This is a genomic window from Burkholderia pyrrocinia, from assembly GCF_018417535.1.
GTDB lineage: Bacteria > Pseudomonadota > Gammaproteobacteria > Burkholderiales > Burkholderiaceae > Burkholderia > Burkholderia pyrrocinia_E.
Window position 1 is genome coordinate 1,353,112 of record NZ_CP070978.1, and the last position, 12,636, is coordinate 1,365,747.

The 12,636-nt window shown below is 66.0% G+C and carries 14 protein-coding genes; 6 read left to right on the forward strand and 8 right to left on the reverse strand.

Features of this window, described 5'->3' with window-relative positions:
* Positions 1–399 precede the first annotated feature (399 nt).
* Both JYG32_RS24120 and JYG32_RS24125 read left to right on the forward strand, forming a co-directional pair.
* A complete protein-coding gene (locus tag JYG32_RS24120) occupies positions 400–678 on the forward strand; it encodes a type II toxin-antitoxin system RelE/ParE family toxin (RefSeq protein WP_213267216.1) in 279 nt (92 codons plus the stop codon).
* A gap of 12 nt (positions 679–690) precedes the next feature.
* The gene (locus tag JYG32_RS24125; RefSeq protein ID WP_213267217.1) at positions 691–993 is read left to right on the forward strand and encodes a HigA family addiction module antitoxin; all 303 of its coding nucleotides are present in this window, start codon (positions 691–693) and stop codon (positions 991–993) included.
* Between the two features lie 33 nt (positions 994–1,026).
* Here JYG32_RS24125 and JYG32_RS24130 read toward each other — a convergent pair whose 3' ends face one another.
* The 5 genes from JYG32_RS24130 to andAc form a co-directional block, all read right to left on the reverse strand.
* Complete coding sequence (locus tag JYG32_RS24130) at positions 1,027–2,313, reverse strand: DUF445 domain-containing protein (protein WP_213267218.1); 1,287 nt, start codon at positions 2,311–2,313, stop codon at positions 1,027–1,029.
* A 212-nt stretch (positions 2,314–2,525) separates the two neighbouring features.
* The gene (gene andAa, locus JYG32_RS24135; RefSeq protein WP_213267219.1) at positions 2,526–3,746 is read right to left on the reverse strand and encodes an anthranilate 1,2-dioxygenase system ferredoxin--NAD(+) reductase; all 1,221 of its coding nucleotides are present in this window, start codon (positions 3,744–3,746) and stop codon (positions 2,526–2,528) included.
* Positions 3,736–4,062 carry an anthranilate 1,2-dioxygenase ferredoxin subunit AndAb gene (andAb, locus tag JYG32_RS24140; protein WP_174378930.1) on the reverse strand — a complete coding sequence of 109 codons (327 nt, stop codon included), beginning with the start codon at positions 4,060–4,062 and terminating at the stop codon, positions 3,736–3,738. The genes andAa and andAb overlap by 11 nt, the downstream gene beginning before the upstream one ends.
* Positions 4,063–4,079: 17 nt before the next feature.
* Entirely contained in the window at positions 4,080–4,556 is a 477-nt protein-coding gene (gene andAd / locus JYG32_RS24145) for an anthranilate 1,2-dioxygenase small subunit AndAd (RefSeq protein ID WP_006490977.1), read from the reverse strand.
* Positions 4,557–4,570: 14 nt separating this feature from the next.
* Entirely contained in the window at positions 4,571–5,842 is a 1,272-nt protein-coding gene (andAc, locus tag JYG32_RS24150) for an anthranilate 1,2-dioxygenase large subunit AndAc (RefSeq protein WP_213267220.1), read from the reverse strand.
* 211 nt (positions 5,843–6,053) lie between these two features.
* Here andAc and andR point away from each other — a divergent pair, with 211 nt between their 5' ends.
* On the forward strand, positions 6,054–7,013 hold the full coding sequence (gene andR / locus JYG32_RS24155; protein WP_213267221.1) for an anthranilate 1,2-dioxygenase regulatory protein AndR: 960 nt from the start codon (positions 6,054–6,056) through the stop codon (positions 7,011–7,013).
* 143 nt (positions 7,014–7,156) lie between these two features.
* On the opposite strand, the gene JYG32_RS24160 is transcribed toward andR, so the two are convergent.
* On the reverse strand, positions 7,157–8,050 hold the full coding sequence (locus tag JYG32_RS24160; protein ID WP_213267222.1) for a LysR family transcriptional regulator: 894 nt from the start codon (positions 8,048–8,050) through the stop codon (positions 7,157–7,159).
* A gap of 91 nt (positions 8,051–8,141) precedes the next feature.
* Here JYG32_RS24160 and JYG32_RS24165 point away from each other — a divergent pair, with 91 nt between their 5' ends.
* From JYG32_RS24165 to catC, 3 genes are read left to right on the forward strand one after another with little or no spacing between them, the layout of a single operon-like run.
* The gene (locus tag JYG32_RS24165; RefSeq protein WP_213267223.1) at positions 8,142–9,275 is read left to right on the forward strand and encodes a muconate/chloromuconate family cycloisomerase; all 1,134 of its coding nucleotides are present in this window, start codon (positions 8,142–8,144) and stop codon (positions 9,273–9,275) included.
* A gap of 32 nt (positions 9,276–9,307) precedes the next feature.
* Positions 9,308–10,210: a catechol 1,2-dioxygenase gene (catA, locus tag JYG32_RS24170; RefSeq protein ID WP_213267224.1), complete on the forward strand. Its 903-nt coding sequence runs from the start codon at positions 9,308–9,310 to the stop codon at positions 10,208–10,210.
* A gap of 43 nt (positions 10,211–10,253) precedes the next feature.
* Positions 10,254–10,544: a muconolactone Delta-isomerase gene (gene catC, locus JYG32_RS24175; protein ID WP_213267225.1), complete on the forward strand. Its 291-nt coding sequence runs from the start codon at positions 10,254–10,256 to the stop codon at positions 10,542–10,544.
* A gap of 159 nt (positions 10,545–10,703) precedes the next feature.
* Here the strand turns inward: catC and JYG32_RS24180 are convergent, their stop codons facing one another.
* Together JYG32_RS24180 and tssJ are read right to left on the reverse strand one after the other, a co-directional pair.
* Positions 10,704–11,891, reverse strand: a complete 1,188-nt coding sequence (locus tag JYG32_RS24180) for a hypothetical protein (protein ID WP_213267226.1) — start codon at positions 11,889–11,891, stop codon at positions 10,704–10,706.
* A 211-nt stretch (positions 11,892–12,102) separates the two neighbouring features.
* Complete coding sequence (tssJ, locus tag JYG32_RS24185) at positions 12,103–12,636, reverse strand: type VI secretion system lipoprotein TssJ (protein WP_213267227.1); 534 nt, start codon at positions 12,634–12,636, stop codon at positions 12,103–12,105.

Sequence of the window (12,636 nt, forward strand, 5' to 3'; positions counted from 1 at the left end):
ATGCCGCCTGCCCGGCCTACGGACACGCGGCGTACATGACGCGCGCCGGCCTACGGCACGCGGACGCTCTACCTACTGGACACAGACCACGGCACTTCCCGCCGTGCGAGGTGCGATACACGACGCGCGGCGGCGCTTCCGGATACCGGGGAGCGAACGGACCCGCCCATGCGCGACGGGCGCGCACGGGCGGCAAAGACGTTTTTGATTGTAGACGGATTCGGGAAATTTCGACTTCGGCGGCCCGCTGTCGGCCGACGCCCGGCAGGGGTCGGCCGGAAGGCCAAACCGGCCAGTAGCCGCGCTGACGACCCTATAGTCGGAACTGCGGAATCCACTCGAGCCGACCCTTTTTCATTCCCATTGACGTATTACGGTTAACGTAATACGCTGACCGACATGATCATTGCCTTCCGCTGCAAGGACACGCAGTCGCTGTTTGCCGGAGAATCGCCCCGGCGCTTTCGCGTGATCGAAACCGTTGCTACCCGGAAACTGCAAATGGTCGCCGCCGCGAAAGAACTGCGCGATTTGCGGGCGCCGCCCGGCAACCGGCTCGAAGCGTTACATGGCGATCGGGAAGGCCAGCACGGCATCCGCATCAACGAGCAATGGCGGATCTGTTTCGAATGGAGCGACGATGGGCCTACCCAGGTCGAGATCGTCGACTATCACTGACTGGGGATTCGCATGCTCAAGAATGGAATGCGCCCGATTCATCCGGGCGAGGTCATGCGGGAAGAGTTTCTCGTGCCGCTGGAAATGAGCGTCAACGCGCTGGCGCTCGCGTTGAACGTGCCGGCTACACGCTTGCACGAAATCGTCAAGGAACGGCGCGGCATCACGGCCGATACCGCTTACCGGCTCGCACGCTACTTCGACACGTCGCCGGAATTCTGGTTGAACCTGCAGGCCGCTTACGATCTCAAGACACTGCCGACGCGCAGCGAGATCGACCGCAAGGTCGAACCGCGCGAACGCACGCACGCGTAGGCACCCAGGCCGCCGCTCGTCGGCGTGGCCGCGTCAATGCAGCCACCCGGCCGCCCAGCGCGGCACCAGCGACACCAGATACAACCCGAGCCCGATCAGCCCGCCGACCAGCGTGCCGTTGATGCGGATGTACTGCAGATCCTTGCCGATGTTCAGCTCGATCTGCCGCGACATCTCGCGCGCGTCCCAGTTGCGCACCGTGTCGCGGATGTGACGCATCAGGAAATCGGCGAAATCCGGCGCCATCTCGTGCACGGCCTTCTCGACGTGCTCGTTCAGCGACGCGCGCAGCGCCGGGCTCTCGGCAAGCCGCGCGCCGAGCCAGCCGCCGAGCGTCGCGGCCTGCCGGTGCAGCGCCGAATCGGGGCGCGCGAGATCGGCCTTCAGCCACGCGCGCAACTGGTCCCACAAGTCGCGCACATACTCGTTGAACGCATCGCCGTCGCGAATGTAGCGCTTGATCTCCTCGCCCTTTTCGATGAACGCGGGATCGTGCTTCAGCCGCTCGGTCAGCCGCACGACCGTCCGGTCGAAGCGCTGCCGCAGCTCGTGCTCGGGATCCGCCGCCACGCCTTCGAGCACGCGGCTCACCGCACTCGCGAGCATCCGCGCGCCGTTCTCGCCGAACCACTGCGTCGGCATGATCTTCTCGACCTTCGGGTACTGCGTCTTCAGCCATTCGACGATGAAGCCCGCGATCACCTCGCGGTTCTCTTCCTTGTCGAGCACGTCGACCACCTGTTCGATCGCGTCGTCGAGCAGCGCCTGGTGGCGGCCATCCTTCGTCAGCGTGTCGAGGATCGCGCCGGCCGATTGCGACAGGTCGACCCGGTCGATCACCGCGCGAAACGCGTCGTGGACGAACGACTGGATCCGCGCATCGTCGGTCATGTCGAGCGCGAAGCTCATCAGCTTCGTCACATAGCCGCCCAGCGCGTCGGTGTTCGCCGGCTCGCCGAGCCATGCGCCGAGTTTCTGCGCGGGATCGTGCTGACGAATCTGCTCCGCGAGCGCGTCGGGGCCGAGGAACTTCTCGCGCACGAACACCGCGAGGTTGTCGGCGATCTTGTCCTTGTTCTTCGGGATGATCTCGGTGTGGCGCGACACGAACGGGATCGGCACGCGGCGGAACAGCGCGACGACCGCGAACCAGTCGGCAAGCGCACCGACCATCGCAGCCTCGGCCACGGCCTTGACGCCGTCGACCCACGGGCCGCGCGGCAGCAGGATCGTCGTGACGAACACCGCGACCGCGGCCAGCAGCAGCCACAGCGCGCGGCGCTTGCTTCGTTTCAGTTCGAGGGCTTTGTCGGGCGTCATGGAGGACGGGTGGATCGGAGATGTCGCTAATATCCCCGATTTCGCGTCAACCGACAAACGCGCGGCATGATGCTCGACGGGCCCGCGCGACCGCCGCCGCGCATCACGTCACCCGCCACGTCGCGCAACCGACCGGCAAGCGCGCGGCCGGCGACGTCATCGCCGACGCAATCCGTCCGCCGCGCCGGCCATACTCGCCGCGCCTCCCGCCGTTACAGAAACGTCTTCAGGTTCACCGCCGGGTCGGCGAGTTTCACCGGATCGGGCACCGCCCCTGCCGCCATCAGCCGGCGCGATGCGCCGATGTCGCGCCCCAGGTTCGCCGCGGCCACCGCGACGATCTTGCCGTCGTCGCCCAGCCCGAACACCGCAAACGGCCCGCTCGCCGGATCGCCGCGCACGACGGTCGTGTTTTCGCTGCCGAACAGCCCGAGCATCTGCAGGTTGCAGTCGTACTGATCGGACCACAACCACGGCAGCTCGGCATAGGTCTCGTCGGCGCCGAGCATGTTCGCGGCCGCGACGGCCGGCTGGTTTTCGGCGACCTGCCACGATTCGATCCGCACGTGACGCCCGAGCAGCGGATTGAAATGCATCGTCACCTCGCCCGCCGCGAAGATCGCGGGATCGGCCGTGCGGCAGCCCGCGTCGACGCGTATCCCGTTGTCGACATCGAGCCCGGCCGCCTGTGCAAGTTCGACATTGGGTACGACACCGATGCCGACCACGACGATATCGGCCTGCACGTCGCCGCGATCGGTCTCGACGATCGCACCGCCGGCCGGCGCACGACGAATCGCACGCGGCAGCGTGGCCATCTGAAACACCACGCCGCGCGCGTCATGCAACTGACGCGCATACGCGCCGACGACTTCCGGCAACGCGCGCTGCAGCAATCGGGGCGCCGGATCGATCACCGTCACGTCGCAACCGAGCTGGCGCGCCGCAGCCGCGACCTCGAGGCCGATGAAGCCGCCGCCGAGCACCGCGACGCGGCGGCCCGGCGCAAGTTGCGTGCGCAACGCACGCGCATCGTCAATCGTGCGGACGTAATGCGGCGCGACACCTTCGTCGATCGCGCCGCCGAACGTGCGCACCCGCGAACCCGTCGCGAGCACGAGCCGTGCGTACGGCAGCGTCGTGCCGTCGTCGAGCCGCACGCGCTGCGCGCCGCGCTCGATCGCGTCGACGCGCGCGCCGAGCCGCAGCTCGATGCGCTGCGTGTCGTACCACGCCGCGTCGCGCACGAACGCGCGCTGCTCGCCACCGTCGCTCATCAGCGCATCCTTCGACAGCGCGGGCCGGTCGTACGGCAGCTCGCGCTCCGCGCCGATCATCACGATGCGCGCGGCGGCATTGCGTTCGCGCAGCGCTTCGGCCGTGCGCCGCGCCGCGTGGCCGGCGCCGACGATCACGAACGGATCAGCCGACATTGACTTCCACCTGCCCGTCGACGATGCGGATCGGATAGGTCCGCACCGGCTCCGTGATCGGCGCGCATTTCGGCGCTCCGGTGCGGATGTCGATCAGCCCCTGGTGCAGCGGGCATTCGACGCAGCCGTCCTCCACATAACCTTCGGACAGCCGCGCATGGCCGTGCGTGCATAGGTCGTGCATCGCGAACAGTTCGTCGCCGATCCGGAACACCGCGATCGGCTTCTGGCCGGCGACGCGCGCCGCCGGTTCGTCTTCGGAGAATTCGTCGTAAGCGCCGAGCGGATGCCACTCGGCGAGCGTTGTTTCGGTCATGTCGGTTCCTTGCTTCGTCAGATCGGGGTCGCGAGCAGCGTCTGCACGCGCGACGTGTCGTAGATCACGCGCTTGGTCTTGTAGCGCAGCCCGTCGGGCGTGCGCACGACCGTGTCGTAGTACTTGCCGGCCTGGTACACGTTCGACTCGCCGTTGCTGCGCGTCTGCACGACGACGTAGTTGCTCTCGGTGTCGATCTCGCCGTCGCGTTCAGCGACGATCGTCAGGCCCGACGTCATGTGCCGGTACGTGTGCTCTTCATAGATGTTCGCGTGCCGCAGCGACACCACGCGGTCGCGCAGCATCCGCTGGTTCGTGCAGTGGACGATCCCGACCGGCAGCCCGAGATCGGCGTTCTCCTTCGGCACGATTTCGTACGTGCAGTCCTCGGTGAACATTTCCGGCCAGTGTTCGAGCCGGTCGTTGTCGAGGTGCCCGATATAGCGGTTCTGGAGCATGTAAATCTCGAACCACGTCTTCATGTCTTCCGTCATTTCTCGCTCCCGCTTCAATAGCCCATCAGCTTCTGGTAGCCGACCCAGAACCTGCGGATCAGGCTTTCGGTGATCACCGTGTCCTGCTGGTCCGGATTGCCGCGCGACATCTCGATCACCGACGTCGCATCGCCGTCGCGCACCGTGCCGCGCTGCACGAGCTCGGTCGCCTCCGTGTCCTCCATCGAGATATAGCCGGCCGGCCCGACGAGGTTCGCCTGCTTGATGCGCAGCGCGCGCAGCTCGGGCGTATCGTCCGCGTAGCCGAAGAAGTGGAAGATCAGCTCGAAGTTGTCGGGGCCCTTCGGCAGGATCTGTCGCGCGACCAGCGTGTTGTGGATCTGCTGGATCACGAGCTGCGGGAAGATCGGCTGGATATGGTTCGTGCAGTCCTCGTCGTATTCCGACACGAGATCGAGGATCGATTCGTCTTCGAGGTGGAAACCTTCGTCGAACGAGCGGATGTTCTGCTGCTTGTACGCGGCCGACGTGTCGTCGTTCGTCTTCGTCACCGTGATGATGCTGTGCAGCCCGTGGTTCGCGTCCGGAATCGAGCGCGCCTTCATCCCGACACGGAAGATGTTGAAGGTCGTATGGAACAGGTGCAGCATGCTCGCGTGATACGGGTCCTTCACGTTCTCCATGTACAGCTTCCAGTTCGACTTCGAATACTGGCGCGTGCAGCCGAGATACTCGATCGGCTTGTGGAAGATCCGGTCGATCCACGGGCGCATCTGCTCGCCGAGATAGTCGGGCAGCGGCATCACGTCGTCGCTGAAGGTCGCGAACACGAGCCCGCGATAGCTTTCGACGCGCAGCTTGCGCAGCCCGTGCTGCTTCGGATCGAAGTCGGCCGGCATCCCGGTCATCCCCTTCTGTCCGCGCCGGAACGGCACGCCGAGCAGGTTGCCCGTGTTGTCGAAGCTCCACTGGTGATAGACGCACGTGTGCGAGCTCGCGTTGCCGCGCGACTTGCGGCACACCTGCGCGCCGCGGTGCGCGCAGCGGTTCACCCACGCGGCGAGCGTGCCGTCCTCGGCGCGCGTGACGACGACCGGCGTGTCGCCGACGAACGTGCTCTTGAAGTCGCCGGCGTTCGGGATTTCCGCTTCCAGCGCGACGAAGTTCCACGTCGGCCCGCGGAAGATGCGTTCCTGCTCGCGCTCGTAGACGGCCTGCGAGCTGAACACCTTGTACGGCACGCGCGAGCCGTCGTCGTGCGGAAAGCTCACGTCGGACGCGTCGCCGCGCGCGGCGAACACGACGGGCGATTCTGTCTGCTCCATGTCGGACTCCTTGTTGATCCGTTGCATTAATAAGATGGAGTCCATTTTTGAAAAGCTAATATTCGCCGTCTATCCGGAAAGTGCGATTGCGGCGGCGCAGTATCCACTTTCGGCGGATTTATGAGCTAGCATGACGACACACGCGACGCGGCACTTGATCGAGACCCATTCGTCGGATCGAAGCGCGCCGTCCACAATTAGGCTGATGCCCATGTCCCCAACGTCGTTCGAGCCGCTCGCGCTGCGCGCGCACCGGTTGTTCGAATCCCGCGATCTCGACGAGACGCGCGAGCGGATCTCGCGCGTGATGCAGCCGCACGCGCTGCTGCCGAACGGCCGCGTGCACGGAGCATCGCACATGGATTTCGTCAGGCTCGGCGGGCTCGGGATCGGCACGATCGCGTTCGGCGACGCGATGCGCGTGCAGGTCGACGCGGTCGACGGCTATTACCTGCTGATGTTCTGCCTGTCCGGCCAGGCCGAGGTGCGCGCGATGGGGCGGCAGCTCGGCGTCGACGGCCAGACCGGCGTGCTGTGCGCACCCGGCGAGCCCTTCGACGCGGTGCTGTCCGCCGATTGCGAGCAGTTCGTGCTGCGCATCGACGCGGCGACCGTCGGCTCGCTGACCGGCGACCCGCGCGCGACGCTCGACCCCGTGCTGCACATCAGCGATGCCGCGCTCGCCGCGTGGCGCCAGCAACTGATGCTCGTTGCGCGTTCGCCCGAACTGCTCGAATGCGCGAACGCGAACCCGCGCGTCGCGTCGCAGCTCGAGCATCTGCTGATCGACCTGCTGATCGAAGGCCATCCGCCATCCGTGCTGCGCGCGTCGCACCGCGACCCGGCGCCGGGCTTCGTGCGGCGCGCGCAGGAGTTCGTGAACGCGCACTACGCGCAGCCGCTGCAGCTCGCCGATATCGTGCGCGCCGCCAACGTGCCGGAACGAACGCTGCGCGACGCCTTCCTGCAATTCCGCGGGATGAGCCCGATGCAGTACCTGCGCGCGACGCGGCTCGACCATGCGCGCGAGCTGCTGCGCGGCGCGGCGTTCCCGCAGCGGATCGCCGATGTCGCGCTCGACTGCGGGTTCACGCACCTTGGCCGGTTCGCGATCGCGTATCGGGAAAAGTTTGGCGAGTCGCCATCGGAGACGCTCGACGGGAAGCGTTAGCGACGAGTACGCTGGTGCGCCCGGCGGCTTGCCGGCCGGTGGCGGCCTTGCACGGTGCGGTATGACATTGCGCCGCCCTTTCCGCATTCGCTGGCGCACGCCAAAACGACCGTTAGTTGCGATTCATAAAGCAACGACGATCGTTACACCGCCCCCGGCACGATCATCTCCCGCGCAATCGCACAGAACGCGGTCGTCACGGCACTTTCGCCGTGCAGCCGGCGGCTCATGATGATCGGCGACGTCGCGGCCGGTTCCGGCAGCCGCCGGTAGACGACACCCCTCACGCGCACGCCCTCCACGCTCTCCGGCACCAGCGACACGCCGACCTGCGCGGCGACGAGCCCGAGCGCCGTCTGCAATTCGCGCACCTCATGGACGGCTGCCGGCACCAGCCCGCCGTCGCGCAATGCGGAGAGCTGCTGATCGGCGAAGCTCGGCCGCGGCGTGCTCGGATAGACGATCATCGTCTCGTTCGCAATATCCGCGAGCGCGAGCGGCCGCTCGGGATCGGCGAGCGGATGCCCGACCGGCAGCGCCGCGATCAGCTTTTCCTCGATCAGCGCCTCGCGCACGAGTTGGTCGTCGTCGAAACGCAGGCGGCCGAATCCCACGTCGATCCGCCCGCCCTTCAGCGCACCGAGCTGTTCGAGCGTGAACATTTCGATCAGCGACAGCTCGACATCCGGATGCGCCTCGCGAAACGCACGGATCACGTCCGGCAGCGCGCCGTACAGCGTCGACGGCACGAAGCCGATCACGATCCGCTCCGACAGTTGCGCGAGCCGCCGCGTCAGCGGGCCGAGCTCGTCGGCCTGCTCGACGACGCGCTTCGCCTGCGCATAGAACACGCGCCCCGCATCCGTCAGCTTCAGCGGCCGCGCGCCGCGCTCGAACAGCGGCAACCCGATCTCGTCCTCGATCGCCTGGAGCTGGCGACTCAGCGGCGGCTGCGTCATGTGCAGCCGCTCGGCCGCCCGCGTGATGTTCATTTCCTCGGCGACGGCGATGAAGTAGCGGAGCTGACGCAATTCCATTTCATGCCTCAAAGGTATGGAAGTAGTCGGAAAGAGTGTTGGACGACGCGGGGCGGGAATTCCTACCATGTGCACCAACAGGAGGAATCGCATGATAGCAACTGCCGCCACCATCGAACGCATCGAGACGCTGCTCATCGACGTGCCGACGATCCGGCCCCACAAATTGTCGGTCGCCACGATGAATTGCCAGACCCTCGTACTGGTCCGAGTTCGATGCACGGACGGTATCGAAGGCGTCGGCGAGGCGACGACCATCGGCGGTCTCGCGTACGGCGAGGAGAGCCCCGAAAGCATCAAGGTCAACATCGACACCTACTTCGCGCCGCTGCTGCAGGGCATGGACGCGACGCGCCCGGGCGCCGCGATGGCGCGGGCGCGCAAGCTGTTCCAGGGCAACCGCTTCGCGAAGTGCGCGATCGAGACCGCGCTGTTCGACGCGCAGGCGCAGCGTCTCGGCGTGCCGCTGTCCGAGCTGTTCGGCGGCCGCCGGACCGATGCGGTGGACGTCGCATGGACGCTCGCGAGCGGCGACACGCAGCGCGACATCGCGGAAGCCGAGGCGATGCTCGAAGCACGCCGCCATCGTGCATTCAAGCTGAAGATCGGCTCGAACGCGGTCGCCGACGACGTCGCACACGTGATCGCGATCAAGCGCGCGCTCGGCGAGCGCGGCGACGTACGTATCGACGTGAACCAGGCGTGGAGCGAAACCGACGCGATCTGGGCCGGCGCGCGGCTCGCGGAAGCCGGCGTGAGCCTGGTCGAGCAGCCGATCGCCGCGACCAACCGCGCGGGGCTGAAACGCCTCACGCAGCTCGCGCAGGTTCCGATCATGGCCGACGAGGCGCTGCACGGCCCCGTCGATGCGTTCGCGCTCGCGCAGGATCGCGCGGCCGACGTGTTCGCGGTGAAGATTGCGCAATCGGGCGGCCTGCAGGGCGCGGCGAGCGTCGCGTCGATCGCGGCGGCGGCCGGCATCGAACTGTACGGCGGCACGATGCTCGAGGGTGCGGCCGGCACGATGGCGTCCGCGCAATTGTTCAGCACGTTCGACTCGCTGAAATGGGGCACCGAGCTGTTCGGCCCGCTGCTGCTCACCGAGGAAATCCTCGTCGAGCCGCTGCGCTACCAGGATTTCAAGCTGCACCTGCCGGCGACGCCCGGCCTCGGCATCACCTTCGACTGGGCCCGCATCGAACGGATGCGACGCGACGCCCGCTGATCCCCACACGACAACCGAAACCGGAGACACAGATGAACAAGCAAGCCATCGACGCACTGCTGAAGACCTTCGACGACGCCGCCGAGAAGCCCGGCAACCCGCGCGTGCGCGCGATCGTCAACCGGATCGTGAAGGACATCTGCTACACGATCGAGGACTTCGACGTGCAGCCGAGCGAGTTCTGGACGGCCCTCAACTACCTGAACGAAGCCGGCCGCGAATTCGGGCTGATCGCCGCGGGCCTCGGCCTCGAGCGCTTCCTCGACGTGCGGATGGACGAGGCCGAGGAGAAGGCAGGCATCCAGGGTGGCACGCCGCGCACGATCGAAGGGCCGCTGTATGTCGCCGGCGCACCGGAATCGGCCGGCCATGCGCGCCTCGACGACGGCACCGATCCGGGCCAGACGCTCATCATGCGCGGCCAGGTGCTCGGCAACGACGGCGCGCCGGTCGCGAATGCGCTGGTCGAGGTGTGGCACGCGAACCATCTGGGCAACTACTCGTATTTCGATCAATCGCAGCCCGCGTTCAACCTGCGCCGCTCGATCCGCACCGATGCCGAAGGCCGCTACAGCTTCCGCAGCGTGCTGCCGGTCGGCTACAGCGTGCCGCCGGGCAGCAAGACCGAGCAGTTGCTCGACCAGCTCGGCCGCCACGGCCATCGTCCGGCGCACATTCACTTCTTCGTTTCGGCGGACGGTTATCGTAAGCTGACGACGCAGATCAACATCGAAGGCGATCCGCATATCTGGGACGACTTCGCTTTCGCGACGCGCGAAGGGCTGATCCCGAAGATCAAGCAGGCCGAAGGCGCGGAAGGCAAGCCGTACGGTGTCGACGGACAGTTCGCGCTGATCGACTTCGATTTTTCGCTGCTCAAGGAAAAGCAGGACGTGCCGGCAAGCGAAGTCGAGCGGGCACGCGCGCAGGCCTGAGCGGCCTTCCCGCTCGACGAACCGATAACGCAAGGAGTGCAGGATGCTGTTTCATGTGGAAATGACCGTCCGCCTGCCGGTGGACATGGATCCGGTCAAGGCGGCAACGCTGAAGGCGGAAGAAAAGGCGATGTGCCAGCGGCTGATGAACGAAGGGATCTGGCGGCATCTGTGGCGGATCGCCGGGCGCTATGCGAACGTCAGCATTTTCGATGTCGAGAGCGTACAGCAACTGCATGACCTGCTGAGCCAGCTGCCGTTGTTTCCGTATATGGAGATGGAAGTGCGGGCGCTGTGCCGGCATCCGTCTTCGGTTCGGGAAGACGATCGCTAAGCGAGCGGCCGGCAAGGCTGCGGCCACGCGGCCTCGGCCACAAACCACGCGGGCGACCTGCGATTGCATCGCGGGTCGCCCGTTTCACGTCGTCATCCGCAGCAGTGGATCATGTCGCCGCACACGCGCGCGGCCGGCCGTTGCCCGAGGTCGGGCCGGTTACTTCTGCGCATCCATCTTGTCGGCCACTTCGTCGCCGTACACCTTCGCGATGCGTCGTGCGACGATCGCCTGCATCAACGTCTTGTCGAAATCGTCGGCGGTCTTCCAGCCGCTGCCATCCTTGACGAACGTGAAATCGCCCTTCAACTGCAGCATCGACGGCGCGCCGATCGCGCCGAGCAGCCTGTCGCGATAGTCAATCAGCAGCGGACACGACACATGGTCGCCGTCGACCTGCTTGCAATCGGCGGCCGGCATGACACCCAGTACGCTGCTCGTCAGCGTCGCCGGTTCGTCGTCGCCCGGCAGCGGCTTGCCGTAGCTCGGCGAGCGTTCCGACACATTCTTGTCGAGTTGTGCGACGCCCGCCATGAAGGTCGTGCTGATGACATCGCGCCCGAGCGGCGCGCCGAGTTTCGGATTGAGGCCTTGTGCGCTATAGCGGGCCGTCACGTATTCCGACGGGAACGTCTGCACGACGAAGGTGCTCTTGTCCTTGTCGTCGTGCCGGACCACATAGCCGAGCGTCGTGTGCTCGTCGGCGACACTCAGGTCTGCCAGGCAGCCGCGCGAGTGATTGGCCTCGTCGTAGCCGATTTCCCGGTGGTTGCCGACGCGCGGATAGGTTTTGCTGCCCTGGTCGAGCATCTGCATCGGGTTCTTGCGCATCATGTCCATGCGCGCGTCGAACATCAACGCGTTCAGCGTCTTGACCGTGCTCGATGCGCTGCACGCGGGCGTCGACGCGGGCCACAACAGATACGCACCAACGGCCAGCGCGGCAGCCAGGCCGCCGATGCCGATCAGCGCCTGTTTCTTCTTCTGCTCGCGCTGGATCGATGCGACCGTTTCGTTGAGACGCTGCTCGAAGCGAGGCGGATCGATCTCCTCCAGCATTTTCATCAGGATGAGTTTCGCGCGAACGTCCGCGAAATTACCGTCCAGCAGTTCCTGCGTCGCCTTCGCCTCGGCCTCCGATGTCGTGTAGCCCTCGGCGATCAGCCAGTCGAGCAGCGCGCGCGCGGAATCGGTATCGGGAAGCTCGGCCGGTGCGTCCTTCCGACGCTGCGTGACGCGCCCCGCCTGTTCCTCGGTGAGATAACCGCCGGCTTCGAGTGCCATCAGCAGGCTGGCGCGATCGTCGTGTTCGGTCGATTCCGTGGGGCCCGCTTGTTCGAAAGACATGATTGTTGTTCTCCGTCGAGACCGCTTCGCTGCGCAGGCACGCAAGCCCCAGGCTCACAAGTCCATTACGCAGACGAATCGCGTCGATCTCCGGAAACTACTTGATTTGGCCGCATGTGTCGATATGTTCGTGCCCCGCTTTTGCGCGGCCGGCCATCTCCTCCGCCCCGCCAGCCGGCTATTTCAAGGCGCCTCGAAATTTCGCCGCCGGCTATCGGCTAGCCCCGCGCTCCCCGGAATCGCGACCGCCCGCCAATTCGTTCATCGACAATTCGAGCTTGAGCGGCTTATCGGCGTCGAGCTTCTTCTTTTCGACGACGCGTTTCCACCCATTGCCGTTTCCCGGAACGCGATAGAACGCGACAACCGCAACGTATCGCGTATCGGCCCGCATCGGCTGAGACAGGCTTGCCGATGCCCCGGGGCTCACGACCGTCGACATGTCTGCCTGCAGATCCTGGGCGAGCACCGTCCGGTCATTCTTCAACAAATCCTCGTACGACGCCCCGTCGAACATCTTGCGGTCCTTCAGCTGGTAGACGCGAACGGCCACCGATGTCGGCCGTCCCGCGTCGTCCGGGTTCAATGCGGCGCGCGCGGACAGATCGACGTCAAGCACCTTCACCTGCCTGAAAAATACGGCGCGATACGCATTCGACGACGCGTCCGACACGGACTGCCAGGCACCGCAACCTGACAGCAGCAATACGGCGACAGCGGCGGCAGCGCTCCTTCGATGGAACAT